Raw genomic sequence first — 16,815 nt, forward strand, 5'->3', positions numbered from 1 at the left:
CGGTCAGCGCAGCGGGCCGTCGCCCGGCTCCTCCTGGTAGGAGTAGCGCTGCTCCCGCCAGGGGTCGGCCCGGTTGTGGTAGCCGCGCTCCTCCCAGAAGCCGCGCCGGTCGGCCCGCATGTACTCGACCGCCCGGACCCACTTGGGGCCCTTCCAGGCGTAGAGCCGCGGGACGACCAGCCGGACCGGGAAGCCGTGCTCGGCGGTGAGCGCCTCGCCGTCGCGGTGGGTGGCGAGCAGGGTGTCGGGGGCGGCGAAGTCCTCCAGCCGCAGGTTGGCGCTGTAGCCGTACTCGGCCCAGACCATGACGTGGGTGACGCCGGTGTCCGGCGGCTCCAGGTCGAGCAGGAGGGCGGCGGACACGCCGGTCCACTCGCCGTCGAGCACCGAGAAGCGGGTGACGCAGTGCAGGTCCGCCCGCACGGTGGTGCGGGGCAGGGCGCTGAAGCCCTCGAAGTCCCAGCTGCGCTTCTCCGCCGAGGCGGTCGCGCCGAACACCTGGAGTTCCCAGGTCAGCGGCTTGAAGCGGGGCACCGGGCCGTAGTGCAGGGCGGGCCAGCCGCGCTGCACGCGCTGGCCGGGCGGGAGCCGGGGGTCAGACGGCGACGACGGTTCTTGTTCGGACTGACCCATGGATCCATGGTGACAGACGGCGGACGACGGCCACCGCGCGCCCCTTCCCAGGCTCGCGCGCCCCGCTCGTACGGGCCAACGGCGGGGCGTGGGCTTCCCCGTGCGCGGGGCAAATCGGATATTCCGACACATGTCCTAGTGAGTGTGAACTTACTGGAATTTCTTCCCACAGCGGTGCCAGGATGCTGCAACCGGAGCCGGAGGGTGAACGGCCCTGATCCCGCACGCAGAGCAGGAAGGCAGCGCCATGAAGGGCGACGCAGAGGTCATCGAGTTCCTCAACGAACAGCTCACCGCCGAGCTGACCGCAATCAACCAGTACTTCCTGCACGCCAAGATGCAGGAGAACTTCGGCTGGACGAAGCTCGCGAAGTACACCCGGCACGAGTCGTTCGACGAGATGAAGCACGCCGAGGTGCTCACCGACCGGATCCTCTTCCTCGACGGACTGCCCAACTACCAGCGGCTCTTCCACGTCCGGATCGGCCAGACGGTCAAGGAGATGTTCGAGGCCGACCGGCAGGTCGAGGTGGAGGCGATCGACCGGCTCAAGCGCGGCATCGTGGTGATGCGGGCCAAGAACGACGTCACCTCGGCCAACATCTTCGAGGCGATCCTGGAGGACGAGGAGAAGCACATCGACTACCTCGACACCCAGCTCGAACTGCTGGAGAAGCTCGGGGAGGCGCTCTACATCGCCCAGCTCATCGAGCAGCCGGAGTCCTGAGGCGGCCGCGGGGCCCCGGAAGCGGGAGGCCGGTCAGGCGACGCGCAGCCGCGCCGGCGCCCGCACCGGGGCGGCGGGAGCGGGAGCGACCTCGGCCGCCGCCGGGTCGGCCAGGCCCAGCCTGGCGGCGAGCCGGGCGGTCGGGCAGGGCCGGGCACCGTGCTCGCCGAGCAGGGCCTGGATCCGCCGCACGCAGGAGCCGCAGTCGGTCCCGGCCTTGCAGCCCTTGGCGATCTGGCGCGGGGTGCTGGCACCGTCGTCGATCGCCCGCTTCACCTGGTCCTCGGTGACCGCATGACACATGCACACGTACATCGCGGTCTCTCCCGGGGGTGAAGCGGTGAAACGGAGTGGATCTTGACTAAGGCAAGCCTTAGTTCACTAAGCCTCACCTTACCTGCCCGGACGGGTACGCAAAAGCCTCTCCGGCCCGGGGAAACCCCGGGCCGGAGAGGCTTTTGTCACATCCGCCGCGCCGGCGGCACCGTTCAGTTGCCGCCGCGGTACATCTCGGCGACCAGGAACGCGAGGTCCAGCGACTGGCTGCGGTTGAGCCGCGGGTCGCAGGCCGTCTCGTAGCGCTGGTGCAGGTCGTCGACCAGCACCTCGTCGCCGCCGCCGACGCACTCGGTGACGTCGTCGCCGGTCAGCTCCACGTGGATGCCGCCCGGGTGGGTGCCGAGCGCGCGGTGCACCTCGAAGAAGCCCTTGACCTCGTCGAGCACGTCGTCGAAGCGGCGGGTCTTGTGGCCACTGGAGGCCTCGAAGGTGTTGCCGTGCATCGGGTCGCAGATCCAGACCGGCTGCGCGCCGGAGGCGGTGACCTTCTCGACCAGGGTGGGCAGGTGGTCGCGGATCTTGCCCGCGCCCATCCGGGTGATGAAGGTGAGCCGGCCGGGCTCGCGCTCCGGGTCCAGCTTCTCGATCAGGGTCAGCGCGTCGTCGACCGAGGTGGTCGGGCCGAGCTTCACGCCGATCGGGTTGCGGATCTTCGAGGCGAACTCGATGTGCGCGTGGTCCAGCTGGCGGGTGCGCTCACCGATCCACACCATGTGGCCGGAGACGTCGTACAGCTCGCCGGTGCGCGAGTCCACGCGGGTCAGCGCGGTCTCGTAGTCCAGGACCAGCGCCTCGTGGGACGAGAAGAACTCGACCGTCTTGAACTCCTCCGGCGCCACGCCGCAGGCGTTCATGAACGCCAGCGCGTTGTCGATCTCGCGGGCGAGCTGCTCGTAGCGCTGGCCGGCCGGCGAGTTGCGCACGAAGTCCTGGTTCCAGGCGTGCACCTGGCGCAGGTCGGCGTAACCACCGGTGGTGAAGGCGCGGACCAGGTTGAGCGTCGCGGCGGACGCGTTGTACATCCGCTTCAGCCGCTCCGGGTCCGGGATGCGGGACTCGGGGGTGAACTCGAAGCCGTTCACCGAGTCGCCCCGGTAGACCGGCAGGGTCACGCCGTCGCGGGTCTCGGTCGACTTGGAGCGCGGCTTGGAGTACTGGCCGGCGATGCGGCCGACCTTGACGACCGGCACCGAGGCCGCGTAGGTCAGCACCGCCGCCATCTGCAGCAGGGTCTTCAGCTTGTTGCGGATGTGCTCCGCCGAGACGCCGTCGAAGGCCTCGGCGCAGTCGCCGCCCTGCAGCAGGAACGCCTCACCACGGGCCACGGCACCGAGCCGGGCGCGCAGCTGGTCACACTCGCCGGCGAAGACGAGCGGCGGATACGAGGCGAGCTCGGCAAGGGTCTTGCGCAGAGCCTCTTGGTCCGGCCATTCAGGCTGCTGCGCCGCGGGCAGGGACTGCCAGGTGTGGAGATTCGTCACGGTCACGCGCTCAAGGCTACGGGGTGCGGCAACCGATTTGTGACCACCGCCCGAGGGGTGAGACACCCCGCGGACAATCGGGTGACGGGCCTCACTTCCGGCCGGGGATCCGCTAGGCTCGGCTCCGTGAACACGCCGCACACCTGCTCCTGGTGGTGGGCCGACCCCCTGGGTGGCCCACAGCCCGCGCGTTCCTAGACGCAGACGACCGGCCGCCCCTCGGGGCGGCCGTCGGCGTTTCCAGCCGGCCGACAGCCCTCCCGGGAGCGGAACCCCACCGCCGCAGAAGCCCCCCGGAAGGAACTCCGTGACCGTGACCAGCGCCGCCGACCTGCTCGCCCGCCTCACCGCCGCCGACGCACCGGCCTTCGCCCTGCTCCACCGCCGCACCCCGCGCACCGCCCCGGACACCGTCGAGGTCCTGATCGGCACCGTCACCAGCCACGACCGGCTGGCCGACCTGCCGGTCCGCCACGGCGTGCCCGCCGACGGCCCCGTGCACGACCTGCTCGCGCTCGTCCCCTACCGGCAGATCCGCGAACGCGGCTTCGAGGCGCACGACGACGCCACCCCGCTCCAGGCCCTCGCCGTCACCGAGCAGTACGCCCTGCCGCTCGCCGAGGTCACCGAGGCGCTGCCGCACCTGCCCGTCGGCCTGACCGGCGGCGCGTTCGACATCGACGACGCCGAGTACGCCGCGATCGTCCGCCGGGTGATCGCGGAGGAGATCGGGCGCGGCGAGGGCGCCAACTTCGTCATCCGCCGCGACTTCACCGCGACGCTCGAAGACTTCTCCCCCGCGCTCGCGCTCACCCTGTTCCGCCGGCTGCTGGAGCAGGAGCGCGGCGCCTACTGGACCTTCCTGGTGCACACCGGGGAGCGCGTCCTGGTCGGCGCCTCCCCCGAGGTGCACGTCCGGCAGAGCGGCGGGACGGTCGTGATGAACCCGATCTCCGGCACCTACCGCTATCCGGCCGCCGGCGCCGGCCTCGACTCGCTGCTCGACTTCCTCCACGACCCCAAGGAGCTCGAGGAGCTCACCATGGTGGTCGACGAGGAGCTCAAGATGATGTGCACCGTCGGCGACCTCGGCGGCCAGGTGCTCGGTCCCCGGCTCAAGGAGATGTCCCACCTCGCCCACACCGAGTACGAACTGCGCGGCCGCACCTCGCTGGACGTCCGCGAGGTGCTCAGGGAAACGATGTTCGCCGCCACCGTCACCGGCAGCCCGGTGCAGAACGCCACCCGGGTGATCAAGCGCTACGAGCGCGGCGGCCGGGGCTACTACTCCGGCGCGCTCGCCCTGATCGGCCGCTCGGCCAGCGGCGGCCAGCTGCTCGACTCGCCGATCTGCATCCGCACCGCCGACATCGACCCGGCCACCGGCCGGCTCGCCGTACGGGTCGGCGCCACCCTGGTGCGGCACTCCGACCCGCTCTCCGAGGTCGCCGAGACGCACGCCAAGGCCGCCGGGGTGCTCACCGCCATCGGCGCCCGCCCGGCCCCCGCCCGCGCGGGCGGCCCGAGCGGCCCGCGGCTGGCCGACGACCACCGCGTCCAGGCCGCGCTGGACGCCCGGCGGGCCGGCCTCGCCCCGTTCTGGCTGCGGATGCAGCAGCCGGCCCGGGCCACCGAGGCGCTGGAGACCCTGGTCGTCGACGGCGAGGACACCTTCACCGCGATGCTCGCCCACCTGCTGACCTCGCTCGGCCACCGGGTCACCGTGGTCCGCTACGACGAGCCGGGCCTGCGCGAGCGGGTCGCCGCCCACCCCGGCCCGCTGGTGCTCGGCCCCGGCCCGGGCGACCCGGCCGCCGGGGACGACCCCAAGATGGCCGTGCTGCGCCCGATCGTCGAGGACGCGCTGGCCGCCGCCCGGGACGGCCGGCGCACCGCCCCGCTGCTCGCCGTCTGCCTCAGCCACCAGTTGCTGTCCGCCGCGCTCGGCCTGCCGCTGGCCCGCAAGGCGGTGCCGTACCAGGGCGCGCAGGAGAGCGTCGACCTGTTCGGGACGCAGCGCACGGTCGGCTTCTACAACGCCTTCACCGCCCGCTGCTCCGACGCCGACGCCGCCCGGCTGGCCGGCCAGGGCGTCGAGGTGGCCCGCGACCCGCTGACCGGGGACGTGCACGCGCTGCGCGGTCCGGGCTTCGCCGGGCTGCAGTTCCACCCGGAGTCGGTGCTCACCCGGGAGGGCGTGGAAATCGTCGCCGGGCTGCTGCGCGGCGCGGTGGCCACCGCCGCCCGCTAGGGGCCCGGCCGGGCGGGGCGCGGTCGGCGCCCCGCCCGGCCGTCAGATCTCGTCGTCCAGGCCCTGCTCGATCGCGTAGCGGACCAGCTCGACCCGGTTGTGCAGCTGGAGCTTGCCCAGGGTGTTCTGGACGTGGTTCTGCACCGTGCGGTGCGAGAGCACCAGCCGATCGGCGATCTGCTTGTACGACAGGCCCTTGGCGACCATCCGCAGCACCTCGGTCTCCCGGGCGGTCAGCTGCGGGACGACCGGCGCGGCCGGGGCGGGCGGCTCGGCGGCCAGCCGGCGGAACTCGCCGAGCACCAGGCCGGCCAGGCCCGGGGTGAACACCGCGTCACCGACGGCCGTGCGGCGCACCGCGTCCAGCAACTCCTCCCGCCCGGCCGACTTGACCAGGTAGCCGGTCGCGCCGGACTTCACCGCCTCCAGCACGTCCGCGTGCTCGCCGCTCGCCGAGAGCACCAGGACCCGCACCGTCGGGTCCTGCGCGACCACCTGGCGGCAGACCTCGGCGCCGGAGAGGCCGGGCAGGTTGAGGTCGAGCACCACGACCTGCGGGGTGCAGGCGCGGGCCCGGCGGACGGCCTCCTCGCCGTCGCCGGCGGTGGCCACCACGTCCAGCCCGGCCTCGGCGAGGTCGCGGGAGACGGCGTCGCGCCACATCGGGTGGTCGTCCACCACCATGACCCGCACCGGCGGCTCGGCGGGCGCCTGATGGTCGATCGGCTGCTGGGTGGTCATGCTCGGGCCCTTTCGCGAGGGGTTTCGGGGGCAACGGGCTTCGGCGCGGACGGCGTCACCGGCGCCCGGCCGGGGCGTCCGAGCCGGCGCGCGGGACCCGCAGCTCCACCTCGACGCCCTCGCCGGGCGCCGAGTACAGCTCGGCGGTGCCGCCGAGGTCCCGCAGCCGGCCGCGGATCGACTGGGAGACGCCGAGCCGCCCGGCCCGCTCCGCCTCGCCGAGCCGCCCGGGCGCGAAGCCGGGACCGTCGTCACGGATCGAGACGGTGACGGCCTGCGGCTCGTCCTCCACCAGGATCCAGGCGCGCGCCGCGGGCCCGGCGTGCCGGCGGACGTTGTCCACCGCGGCGCCGACGGCCGCCGCCAGCTCGCCGGCGGCGGGGGCCGGCAGCAGCACCGGGGTGCCGGGGGCGGACAGGGTGACCCGCTCGTCCGCGTACGGGGCGAGCAGGGTGCGCAGGTCCTGCGGCTGCTCCGGCCGGTCCGGCTCCGTGCCGCGCGGGGCGGGCAGCGGGCCGCCGCTCATCAGCGCGCGCAGGGCGCGTTCCTGCTCGCCGGCCAGCCGGCCCAGCTCGGCGAGGTCCGCCGCGTCGGACGAGCCGGCGGACCCGGCGGACGGCGCGGCGGACCCGGCGGACGCGGCCTCGCCGCCCCGGCGCTGGACCAGCGCGAGCACCTGCAGCACCCCGTCGTGGATGTCCCGGGAGAGCCGCTCGCGCTCCCGGGTGGCCGCCTCGACCTGCAGCGCCCGGGTGAGCGTCGCCTCGCTGGCGCGGGCGATCTCCATGACGTAGCCGATCGCACAGCCGGCCACCATCAGCAGCACGATGTTGTGGATGTTGTCGCCGCTCGGGCCGCCGTGGCCGAGGATGTTGGCCACCCCGATCACCGAACCGGCCGCCGCCGCCCAGCGCCAGCCACCGCGCCCGGCGAAGCCGAGCACGGTGCCGGCCGCCCAGATGGTGGGCAGGGTCGGCGCGCCGTGGCCGACCCGGGACGGCGCGTCGATCATGCCGCTCATCACGATGCCGGTGACGACGAGGACGAGGTCGGTGGCCAGCACGTACCAGGTGCAGCGCTGCGGGCCGGAGAAGGCCCGGGTCGAGGCGAGCGTCCAGAGGGTCAGCGCGCCGAGGTAGATCCAGCCGGCGACCGGGTGGACGAACTGCAGGTAGGAGTCGAAGTACCGGAGCACCGCGTAGCAGAGCGCCAGCACCCGGAAGAGCGAGATGGCCCGCCAGAGCGGCAGTTCGACGGACATGCCGCCCGCCGCCACCGCCGCGCCGACCGCCCCCGGGCCGGGCCCGGTTCTGCCGCCGTCCGTCATCCCTGCCGTCCTCCCCCGGATGCCCGGCCGGCCCCGCTCAGGCCTGCCCGGTCTCCTTCTGGTCCTGCGCGGCCTTCTCCGCCTCGGCCTTCGCCGCCTTCTCGGCCTCCGCCTTCTCCTCGGCCTTCTCGGCCTTGGCGGCGGCCTGCTCGGCCTTCTGGACGGCCTTGCGCTCGGCGTCGGCCTTCTTCTTGTCCTCGGCGATCTGCCGCTTGGCGGCGGTCGCGTAGACGTCCACGTACTCCTGGCCGGAGAGCCGCATGATCTCGTACATCACCTCGTCCGTCACCGAACGCAGGATGAAACGGTCGTTCTCCATGCCCTGGTAGCGGGAGAAGTCCAGCGGGCGGCCGATCCGGATGCCCGGGCGGATGCCGAAGTTCGGGATCACCTGGCCGGGCGGCTGGACCTTCTCGGTGTCGATCATCGCGACCGGGATGACCGGCGCGCCGGTCGCCAGCGCGACGCGGGCCAAGCCGCCGACCTTGCCCCGGTAGAGCTTGCCGTCGGGCGACCGGGTGCCCTCCGGGTAGACGCCGAACAGCTCACCGCGGTCCAGCACGGCGATCGCCGAGCGGATCGCCGCCTCGCCGGCGCCGCGCACGCCCGAGCGGTCCACCGGGAGCTGGCCGACGCCCTTGAAGAAGGCGGCGGTCAGCCGGCCCTTGATGCCCGGCGTGGTGAAGTACTCGGCCTTGGCGATGAAGGTCACCCGGCGCTTGATCAGCGCGGGGAAGAAGAAGGAGTCCGAGAAGGACAGGTGGTTGCTCGCGATGATCGCGGCACCCTCGGTGGGGATGTTCTCCTCACCCTCGATCCACGGCCGGAAGAAGATCCGCAGCAGCGGCGCGACGATCATCTTCATCAGTCGGTAGAACAACCCGGGCCTCCTGTATTGCGGACCGGTCGATCCTAATGCCCTTCGGCGTCCGCCCGTGCCCCGCCCCGCCCCGCCGGGGTGTCCCGCCCCCGCGGTGACGGGCCGTCGGGCCGCGTTCCCGGCGGGGGTGTACGCAGCGGGCGGGCACGTGGGACGATGCGAATTCCGCAGCCTCCCCTACCGGTCCGCCCCGCACGCCCCCGTCCGTACCAGCATCACCCTCCAACGTCGTCGCCCGCGAAGGAGTCCGCCATGCCGCTGCTGCCCGGCGCCGAACCGTACCGCCACCGGGGCGGGCCGGTGGGCGTCCTGCTCTGCCACGGGTTCACCGGCTCGCCGCAGTCGCTGCGGCCGTGGGCGGAGGACCTCGCCGCCGCCGGGTACACCGTCGCGCTGCCGCTGCTGCCGGGCCACGGCACCCGCTGGCAGGACATGCAGCCGACCCGCTGGGAGGACTGGTACGCCGAGGTCGAGCGGGAGCTGCTGGACCTGTCCGCGCGGTGCGAGCGGGTGTTCGTCGTCGGGCTGTCGATGGGCGGCGGACTGGCGCTGCGGCTGGCCGCGGTGCACGGGCCCGCGGTCGCCGGGCTGGTGCTGGTCAACCCGTCGGTGCGCTCGGACAACCCCGCGAGCGTCCTGCTGCCGGTGCTGCGCCACCTCCTGCCGAGCCTGCCCGGGGTCGCCAACGACATCGCCCGGCCCGGTGCGGTCGAGCTGGCCTACGACCGGACGCCGCTGCACGCCGCCTGGTCGCTGGCCCGGCTGTGGAAGGACGTCCAGGCGCGGCTGCCGGAGGTGACCCAGCCGGTGCTGCTCTTCCACAGCCCGCAGGACCACGTGGTCTCCGCGGCCAACTCCGAGCTGGTGCTGGCCCGGATATCCTCGACCGATGTGACGGAGCGGCTGTGCCAGCGCAGCTACCACGTCGCGACGCTGGACCACGACGCGGCGGAAATATTCGCGACCGCCCAGGACTTCATCCGACGGCTGGCTCCCGCGCACGCGGCGGGTGTCACCCCGGTGAAACCCGACCACCACCAAGGCTGAAGGGCCGGAAGTGCACGAGAGCAGCACGGCGGGCGGCGAGGACGAGACGCCCCGCGAGGAGGGTGCCACCACCGGCGGCGCACGGCCGGGCGCCGGGCGGGCGGACGGCGAGCAGACGGGCCGCGGGCCGTCCGGCGAGAAGGCCGCCGACGTTCCCGGCTCCGGCGACGCCCCGGCGGCCGGCGAGGCGGTGGCGGGCGAGGGCGGCGCGGGCACGGCCGGCCAGTCCCGGGCCCGGCGCGCGCCCGAGCGCAGCCAGGCCGAGCAGGACGAGATCTTCGCCGCGCTGGTCGCCCAGTTCGACGACCCGGTCGACCTCAACAACCCGAACTGGCCGGAGATCGAGAACCTGCGGGCGCGCGGCGAGCTCAAGGGCTACAAGGACCGCGGCGACGGCCTCCCCGGCGACGCCGACGACCTCTCCGGCCTCGCGCCCCAGCCGCGCCCCCGCTCCGGCCGCCCGGTGATGCCGGCCGCCGGCTCCGGCCCGCGCGACTTCGAGCTGGCCGAGGAGACCGACGAGGGCCACTTCGAGCCGCCGGAGCCGCCGCCGCTGCCGGAGGCCGACACCACCGCCAAGTTCGCCTGGCTGGCGGTGCTCGGCGGCCCAGCGCTGCTGCTGTTCGACGCGGTCGTCTGGCGCGAGGTGTCCGGCTGGCCCGCCTGGGTCGGGGTGGCCGCCTTCCTCGGCGGCTTCGCCACGCTGGTGGTCCGGATGAAGGACCGCGACGAGGACGAGCCCGAGGACCCGCACGGCGGCGCCGTCGTCTGACCCCCTCGCGCACCGGGGCGGTGCGGGTTTCCCCCGGGCGGGGTCACTCCCCGGGGTGGAGTTCGGCGGCCTGCGGGTGCGGCGGCCTGCGGGTGCGGCGGCGCTCGCCGCGCCCGGCGACCTGGATCCGGCCTTCGGCGCGGGCGGGAGGGCGACCACCGGCTTCGGCGGCCCCGGGAACGACCGGCTGCCCGTGGAACGGCTCCTTCGCGGCGCGGCACCTCCCGGGTGTCGCGCCGCGAGGCGTGTCAGCGCCCGGCGGGCTCCTGACGCGCGGGCAGCTGCAGGACGGCGAGCACCGGGAGGTGGTCGGTGGCGGCCCGCAGGTCCGCCCCGGTGACGCCGGGCAGCCCGTGCGGGACGCCGCAGGCGAGCACCTCGATGCCCGGCGTGACGAACACGGCGTCCAGCCGCTGGTAGGGGTTCTCCGGGACGGACGTCATCTCGCCGCCCCAGGGCGCCACCCCGTGGCCGTCCTGCAGCCGCCCGGCCAGCGCCTGCCAGCCCGGCCCGTCCGGGTGCTCGTTGAAGTCGCCCGCGATCACGCCGAGTTCGGCGTACCGCAGCTGACCGGCGAGCAGGTCGAACTGCCGTCGGCGCTCGGCGGCGTCCAGGCTGAGGTGACAACTGGTGACGGTGAACGGCGCCGCGCCGGGCAGTTCGAGCAGCGCGGTGGCGAAGCCGCGCGCGTGCAGGCCGCGGGTCTTCGGCAGCAGCCGGTCGTGGACGGCCCGCACCCGGACGCCGGGGCGGCCCAGCAGCAGCGGTCCGGCGGCGGCCCGGCCGCCGCCGGCGAGGACCGCGGTACCGGTCCGCCGGGCGAGCCAGGCCGCCTGCCCCTCGGGGCGCCAGTAGCGCGGCGCCTCCTGGACGCAGACGAGGTCGGGCGCGCAGGCCCGGATCACCCGGACCAGCGCCCGCCGGTCGTCGCGCAGCGAGCGGATGTTGTAGCTGAGCAGCCGCAGCCGACCGGGCGCGGGCGGCGGCAGTTCGGCCGGTGCGGTGGTCATCGCGGTTCCTCCCCTGGACGTCCTCGGTGACGACCGTACGGCAGGACGGGGCCGGGGTGGGGGGAACGCGGCGCGGCCCGCCCCTCCGGGGTGGAGGAACGGGCCGCGCCGGTCAGGCGGTGGCGGTCAGACCGTGCGGGCCAGGTCGGCCGCACCGGCGATGCCGGCGGCCGAGCCGGTCGAGGCGAGCACCACCTCGGCGCGCGGGCGGTGCACCCCGCCGGTCAGGTAGTGCTCGAACGCCTTGGCGACCGGGTCGAGCAGCAGCCGGCCGGAGTCGGAGACCCCGCCGCCGAGCACGAAGACGCCGGGGTCGAAGAGCGCCGCGAGGTCGGCCATCCCGCGGCCCAGCCAGTCGGCCAGCTCCGCGTAGCACTCCAGGGCGAGCGGGTCGCCCTCTTCCGCGGCCTGGGTGATGTGGATGCCGCGGATCGTCTCGGCGACGCCGTCGTTGAGCTCCAGCATCCGCTTGCCGCGCAGCGGGTCGGCGGCGGACCGCTCGCGGCCGTAGCGGCGCAGCGCCCGGCCGGAGCCGTACTGCTCCCAGCAGCCCTTGCCGCCGCAGCCGCAGGGCAGGCCGTCCGGAACCATGTTGAGGTGGCCGATCTCGCCGGCCACGCCGAACCGGCCGCGGTGCAGCCGGCCGTCCAGGACGAGGCCGCCGCCGATGCCGGTGCCGACGGTGATCAGCACCATGTCGGCGTGGCCGGCGCCCGCGCCGAACCGGTACTCGGCCCAGGCGGCGCAGTTGGCGTCGTTCTCGATGACCGCGGGCAGGCCGGTGAGCTCCTCGACGCGGCCGCGCAGGGGCTCGTCCTCCCAGTCGATGTTGGGGGCGAAGATCACCGTCGAGCGGTCGCGGTCGACGAAGCCGGGGGCGCCGATGCCGGCCGCGGTCACGTCGGGGTACTGCTCCTTGAGCTCGCGCACGGCCTGCGCGATCGCGTCGACCGCCCACTGCGGGTCGGCCGGGGTGGGCACCCTGGTCCGGGCGAGGATCTCGCCGCCCTCGTCGACCACACCTGCCGCGATCTTGGTCCCGCCGACGTCGACGCCGATGGTCAGAGCCATGTGTCCCTCAGCTATTCACTCGTTCCCGCTGGACGGAACGCTACCGCCCAACCATGCCCCCGTACACACCGCCGCCTACATTAACCGAAGACAATCCGCCGCCAACCCGGCCGAGACTGTTCAAAAGTCGTACCTTTTCACCGGTCGCATCACAGGGTGAAGCCGGAGCGTGACCGCAAGAGCATCAGGGGTTCACTGCTTGTCGGACGGCCCTTCAGGCGTGTCGTCCAGGTCCACCCGTTCGGTGCGGGCCGGGGCGCCGGCGGTCCAGCGGTGCTCGTGGCCGCTGACCGCGGCCCGGTAGGCGGCCAGCAGTTCGGCGCCGGCGGCGGCCAGGCCGGTACCGGCGGCGGTGAGGTGGCCGTAGACCTCGGGCTGCTTGTCGCGCAGGCGGTCGGCCAGGCCGGCCAGCGAGAGCAGCGTCTCGGCGCTCGCCTCCTGGGCCTTCTCGCCGACGACGGCGGCGAACCGGCGCACTTCGTCCACCAGCGGGCCCAGCTCCGGGCCGAACGGGTGCCCGCTCCCGTCCTGCTCGGCGGTGGGCTCGGTCCGGTCCGTGGTGGTCATCTCGCGCAGGCCTCCTCAGCAACGGCGGCCGCACCCACGGCCGCCCGCCCCGACGCTACCGGACCGGCCGTCACCCTCCGGACGGCGAGCGGGCCGGACCGACCCCGCCCTCGCGGGCGAGCCGGAGGGGCGCGCGGCCGGGGCGTCCCGGCGGGAGGATCCGGCTCAGGCCCGGGGCCACAGGGCCGGGTCCGGCGCGAAGCGGACGGCGAGGACGCCGTCGTGCAGGCCGGCGCCGGCGACGGTGCAGCGGCGCAGCGCCGAGGGCAGCGCGAGCACCCGCCGGTGGGCGCCGAGGCCGATCACCAGTTCGTCGCCGCGCCGCACGAGGTCGAGGTCGGCGCGCTCGGCGCCGGGCAGGGCGAGGTGCCAGACCAGCAGGCCGTCCGCGGCCAGCCGGTCCTCGACGGTCCACGGTCCGGCCGGGCGCGGCTCAGGGCCGGGGCCGGCGCCGTAGAGGCGGTCGGCGACGGCCTCCAGGGTGGCCTCGGCGGGCCCGGTGGTGAGCACCGGGACGTCCGCGCAGCCGGCGGCCAGCGCGTCCAGTTCGTCCCGGCGGCGGCGGGCCAGCGCGGCCAGCCACGGGTCGGGCGAGTCGGCGGCGGCGTCCGGCAGCACGCCGTGCACCACCACGGCGTCCGGGCGGTGGCCGTGCAGGGCCAGTCCGGTGCGGATCCGGCGCAGCTCGTCGAAGGGGTGGGCGTCGGCCGCGGTGACCAGGCGGACGCTGGTGCCGGGCGCGGTGATGGCGGCGCGCGCGGCGGCGAGCGCGCCGGTCGCCTTGGCGCGCGCCTCGTACAGCCAGTCGGCGGGCATCGGCACCCCGGCGAGGCCGGCCAGCAGCGGGCGCAGCGCCCGGGCGGCCTGGCGCTGCTCGGGGACGAGGCGGGCCAGGTAGCGCTCCAGCTGTTCGGGCAGGGCGAGGGTGGCGATGAGGTCGGCGGGCGGCGGGGCGAGCACCACCAGGACGTCCGCGTCGGCCGCGGGCAGCGCGCGCAGCAGGGCGAGCCGGGCGGTGCCGGGGAGGGCGGTGAGCTCCTCGGGGTCGAGCGGATCGGCGCCGAGCAGGTCGAGGGCGGGCTTCAGCCGGCCGCCGATCTCGCCGAGGGCGTGCCGGAAGGCGGCCTGCTCGTCGGTCCGGGCGACGCTCAGACCGGGCGCGTACGCGGTCGGCCCGGCCTCCAGCCGGACGCCGAGGGCGGCGTCCAGGGTGCGGTGCGGGTCGTCGGCCGCCAGCAGCAGGGTGCGCGCACCCCGCCCGGCGGCGTGCAGCGCGGTGGCGGCGGCCACCGCGGGCGCCGCGTGGTCGCCGCTGACCAGGATGGTGCGTGTCGCCGTCATGCCGTGCCGCCCCCGTTCCTCCGTGCCGCCGTGATTCAGAGTGCCTTGCCCGCGGTGGTGTCCTCGACGCGCTTCTTCAGGCCGGCCAGGGCCCGGTCGATGATGACCTTCTCGGCCTTGCGCTTGATCATGCCGAGCATCGGGATCTTGACGTCGACGGCGAGCTGGTAGGTGACCTCGGTGCGGCCGGCGCCGAGCGGGGCCAGGGTGTAGGAGCCGTCGAGCGAGCGGAGCATCTGGCTGCGCACCAGGGTCCAGGCGCACTCGCGGTCGCCGTCCCAGGTGTAGGCGAGCACGTGCTCGTCGCGGATGGCGCCGGCGTCGAGCACCAGGCGCACCTGGGCGGCGCGGCCGTTCTCCCCGGCCTCCAGGACCTCGACCTCCTTGACCTCGCCGGTCCAGGCCGGGTAGGCGGCGAAGTCGGCGATCACGGCCATGACCGTCGCCGGGGTCGCGTCGATGGTGATGCTCGACCTGGTGTGCTCCGCCATGGAATGGCCCTCCGCGTCGTCCCGTGCTGCTGGTCCGGCCGAGCCTGCTCGGCCGGGTGCGCCCGGAGCAGGCTATCGCGCCCCGCGATCCGGCCGGTCCCTCGGTGCGCCCCGGAGCGGGCCCGGGGGCCGCCGCGCGCGGCCCGCGGCGGCGGGCGCCGCGGGCTACCAGCCGGTACCCGACCGCTGCCGTAGGGTGCCATTCGAACGACCCGGTCCCGACCTGGTCGGACGGGTCAAGGTGTGACACTTCGAACACCCGGGCCGACCCCCCTGGTCGAAGCTGCCTACCGGGCAGTAACGTCCTGCCGTCCCGCAGCGTCGCGAACGAGGAGCAGTCTTGCTCGACTTCAGCCTTCCGGCCCTCTACCAGGTACCGAGCGGCGGTAACCTCTCCGACCTCGTGGTCCAGAACGCCGAGCGGCACCCCGACGTCGCGGTGCTCAGCCGCAAGGTGGACGGCCAGTGGCAGGAGTTGACCGCCGCGCAGTTCCTGGTCGAGGTGCACGCCGCCGCGAAGGGCCTGATCGCCGCGGGCATCGAGCCGGGCGACCGGGTGGGCATCATGTCCCGGACCCGCTACGAGTGGACGCTGCTGGACTTCGCGATCTGGACGGCCGGCGCGATCACCGTGCCGGTGTACGAGACCTCCTCCGCCGAGCAGGTCGAGTGGATCCTCGGCGACTCGGGAGTGGTCGCCGTGTTCACCGAGACCTCGACCCACACCGCCGTGGTCGCCGAGGTCGGGGAGCGCCTGCCGGAGCTGAAGCACACCTGGCAGATCGAGGGCACCGCGCTCGCCGCACTGACCGAGTCGGGCCGTGAGGTCACCGACGGCACGGTCGCCGAGCGCCGCTCGGTGGCGGGCCCCGACTCGATCGCCACCATCGTCTACACCTCGGGCACCACCGGCCGCCCGAAGGGCTGTCAGCTGACGCACGGCAACTTCCTGGCCGAGTGCGGCAACGTGGTGGAGCGCCTGGCCCCGCTGTTCCGCACCGGCGAGAGCTCCGTCCTGCTCTTCCTGCCACTGGCCCACGTGTTCGCCCGGATCGTCGAGATCGCCCCGGCGATGGCCCCGATCAAGCTCGGCCACGTCTCCGACGTCCGGGACGTCACCACCGAGCTGGCCGCGTTCAAGCCCACCCTGATCCTGGGCGTGCCCCGGGTGTTCGAGAAGGTGTACAACACGGCGCGGGCCAAGGCGCAGGCCGACGGCAAGGGCAAGATCTTCGACAAGGCCTCCGACACCGCGATCGCCTACAGCCGGGCGCTGGACGCGGGCGGCCCCGGGCTGCTGCTCAAGCTCAAGCACGCCGTCTTCGACAAGCTGGTCTACAGCAAGCTGCGGGCCGCGCTCGGCGGCCGGGCCACCCACGCGATCTCCGGCGGCGCCCCGCTCGGCGAGCGGCTCGGCCACTTCTACCGGGGCATCGGCTTCACCGTGCTGGAGGGCTACGGCCTCACCGAGACCTGCGCGGCCACCGCCTTCAACCCGTGGGACAAGCCGAAGATCGGCTCGGTCGGCCAGCCGGTCCCCGGCGCCTCCGTGCGGATCGCCGAGGACGGCGAGGTCTTCTTCAAGGGCCCGCACGTCTTCACCGGCTACTGGAACAACCCGCAGGCCACCGCCGACACCCTCAAGGACGGCTGGATCGCCACCGGCGACCTCGGCTCGCTGGACGACGAGGGCTACCTGACCATCACCGGCCGCAAGAAGGAGATCATCGTCACCGCGGGCGGCAAGAACGTCGCCCCGGCCGTGATCGAGGACCGGATCCGGGCGCACGCCCTGGTCGGCGAGGTCATGGTGGTCGGCGACCGCAAGCCCTTCGTCGCCTGTCTGATCACCGTCGACGAGGACTTCTTCCCCAAGTGGAAGGAGCTGAACGGCAAGCCCGCCGGTGCCACGGTGGCCGACCTGCGCGAGGACCAGGACCTGCTGGCCGCCCTCCAGTCGGCGGTGGACGACGGCAACGCGGCCGTCTCGCACGCCGAGGCGGTCAAGAAGTTCCGCCTGCTCGACACCGTCTTCTCCGAGGAGAGCGGTCATCTGACGCCCTCGCTCAAGCTCAAGCGCAACGTCGTGCTGAAGGACTACGCGGCCGACATCGAGGGGATCTACCGCAAGTAGCCC

Annotated in this window: 16 protein-coding genes; 5 read left to right on the forward strand and 11 right to left on the reverse strand. The window is 74.2% G+C overall.

Going from position 1 to position 16,815, the window contains the following annotated elements; all coding sequences use genetic code 11:
• Positions 1-3 precede the first annotated feature (3 nt).
• Positions 4-633 carry a sulfite oxidase-like oxidoreductase gene (locus ABT093_RS21935; protein WP_350566715.1) on the reverse strand — a complete coding sequence of 210 codons (630 nt, stop codon included), beginning with the start codon at positions 631-633 and terminating at the stop codon, positions 4-6.
• 247 nt (positions 634-880) lie between these two features.
• Here ABT093_RS21935 and bfr point away from each other — a divergent pair, with 247 nt between their 5' ends.
• Positions 881-1,360, forward strand: a complete 480-nt coding sequence (gene bfr / locus ABT093_RS21940) for a bacterioferritin (RefSeq protein WP_350566717.1) — start codon at positions 881-883, stop codon at positions 1,358-1,360.
• 33 nt (positions 1,361-1,393) lie between these two features.
• Here the strand turns inward: bfr and ABT093_RS21945 are convergent, their stop codons facing one another.
• Both ABT093_RS21945 and ABT093_RS21950 read right to left on the reverse strand, forming a co-directional pair.
• Positions 1,394-1,663 carry a (2Fe-2S)-binding protein gene (locus tag ABT093_RS21945; protein WP_502884280.1) on the reverse strand — a complete coding sequence of 90 codons (270 nt, stop codon included), beginning with the start codon at positions 1,661-1,663 and terminating at the stop codon, positions 1,394-1,396.
• Between the two features lie 185 nt (positions 1,664-1,848).
• Entirely contained in the window at positions 1,849-3,186 is a 1,338-nt protein-coding gene (locus tag ABT093_RS21950; RefSeq protein ID WP_350566720.1) for a class II 3-deoxy-7-phosphoheptulonate synthase, read from the reverse strand.
• A gap of 301 nt (positions 3,187-3,487) precedes the next feature.
• Here ABT093_RS21950 and ABT093_RS21955 point away from each other — a divergent pair, with 301 nt between their 5' ends.
• Complete coding sequence (locus ABT093_RS21955; protein WP_350566722.1) at positions 3,488-5,431, forward strand: anthranilate synthase family protein; 1,944 nt, start codon at positions 3,488-3,490, stop codon at positions 5,429-5,431.
• 42 nt (positions 5,432-5,473) lie between these two features.
• On the opposite strand, the gene ABT093_RS21960 is transcribed toward ABT093_RS21955, so the two are convergent.
• From ABT093_RS21960 to ABT093_RS21970, 3 genes are read right to left on the reverse strand one after another with little or no spacing between them, the layout of a single operon-like run.
• A complete protein-coding gene (locus ABT093_RS21960) occupies positions 5,474-6,172 on the reverse strand; it encodes a response regulator (protein ID WP_350566724.1) in 699 nt (232 codons plus the stop codon).
• Between the two features lie 55 nt (positions 6,173-6,227).
• Positions 6,228-7,499, reverse strand: a complete 1,272-nt coding sequence (gene macS / locus ABT093_RS21965) for a MacS family sensor histidine kinase (protein WP_502884281.1) — start codon at positions 7,497-7,499, stop codon at positions 6,228-6,230.
• 37 nt (positions 7,500-7,536) lie between these two features.
• Entirely contained in the window at positions 7,537-8,364 is an 828-nt protein-coding gene (locus ABT093_RS21970) for a lysophospholipid acyltransferase family protein (RefSeq protein WP_350566912.1), read from the reverse strand.
• Positions 8,365-8,631: 267 nt separating this feature from the next.
• Between ABT093_RS21970 and ABT093_RS21975 the strand changes: the two genes are divergently transcribed.
• Both ABT093_RS21975 and ABT093_RS21980 read left to right on the forward strand, forming a co-directional pair.
• The gene (locus ABT093_RS21975) at positions 8,632-9,426 is read left to right on the forward strand and encodes an alpha/beta hydrolase (protein WP_350566726.1); all 795 of its coding nucleotides are present in this window, start codon (positions 8,632-8,634) and stop codon (positions 9,424-9,426) included.
• A gap of 10 nt (positions 9,427-9,436) precedes the next feature.
• Complete coding sequence (locus ABT093_RS21980) at positions 9,437-10,198, forward strand: hypothetical protein (protein WP_350566728.1); 762 nt, start codon at positions 9,437-9,439, stop codon at positions 10,196-10,198.
• 248 nt (positions 10,199-10,446) lie between these two features.
• Here the strand turns inward: ABT093_RS21980 and ABT093_RS21985 are convergent, their stop codons facing one another.
• From ABT093_RS21985 to ABT093_RS22005, 5 genes are all read right to left on the reverse strand, one after another.
• The gene (locus ABT093_RS21985) at positions 10,447-11,208 is read right to left on the reverse strand and encodes an endonuclease/exonuclease/phosphatase family protein (RefSeq protein WP_350566729.1); all 762 of its coding nucleotides are present in this window, start codon (positions 11,206-11,208) and stop codon (positions 10,447-10,449) included.
• Positions 11,209-11,334: 126 nt separating this feature from the next.
• On the reverse strand, positions 11,335-12,279 hold the full coding sequence (locus ABT093_RS21990) for an ROK family glucokinase (protein WP_350566731.1): 945 nt from the start codon (positions 12,277-12,279) through the stop codon (positions 11,335-11,337).
• Between the two features lie 192 nt (positions 12,280-12,471).
• Positions 12,472-12,846 (reverse strand): DUF5304 family protein, encoded by a 375-nt coding sequence (locus ABT093_RS21995; RefSeq protein ID WP_350566733.1) that lies wholly within the window; start codon positions 12,844-12,846, stop codon positions 12,472-12,474.
• 165 nt (positions 12,847-13,011) lie between these two features.
• Entirely contained in the window at positions 13,012-14,187 is a 1,176-nt protein-coding gene (locus ABT093_RS22000) for an ArsA family ATPase (protein ID WP_350566735.1), read from the reverse strand.
• Positions 14,188-14,222: 35 nt separating this feature from the next.
• Positions 14,223-14,678, reverse strand: a complete 456-nt coding sequence (locus ABT093_RS22005; RefSeq protein WP_350566737.1) for an SRPBCC family protein — start codon at positions 14,676-14,678, stop codon at positions 14,223-14,225.
• A 340-nt stretch (positions 14,679-15,018) separates the two neighbouring features.
• Here ABT093_RS22005 and ABT093_RS22010 point away from each other — a divergent pair, with 340 nt between their 5' ends.
• On the forward strand, positions 15,019-16,812 hold the full coding sequence (locus tag ABT093_RS22010) for an AMP-dependent synthetase/ligase (protein ID WP_350566739.1): 1,794 nt from the start codon (positions 15,019-15,021) through the stop codon (positions 16,810-16,812).
• The last annotated feature ends 3 nt before the right edge of the window (positions 16,813-16,815 follow it).

Origin of the sequence: Kitasatospora sp. NPDC002551, assembly GCF_040296005.1 — a bacterium.
Taxonomy (GTDB): domain Bacteria; phylum Actinomycetota; class Actinomycetes; order Streptomycetales; family Streptomycetaceae; genus Kitasatospora.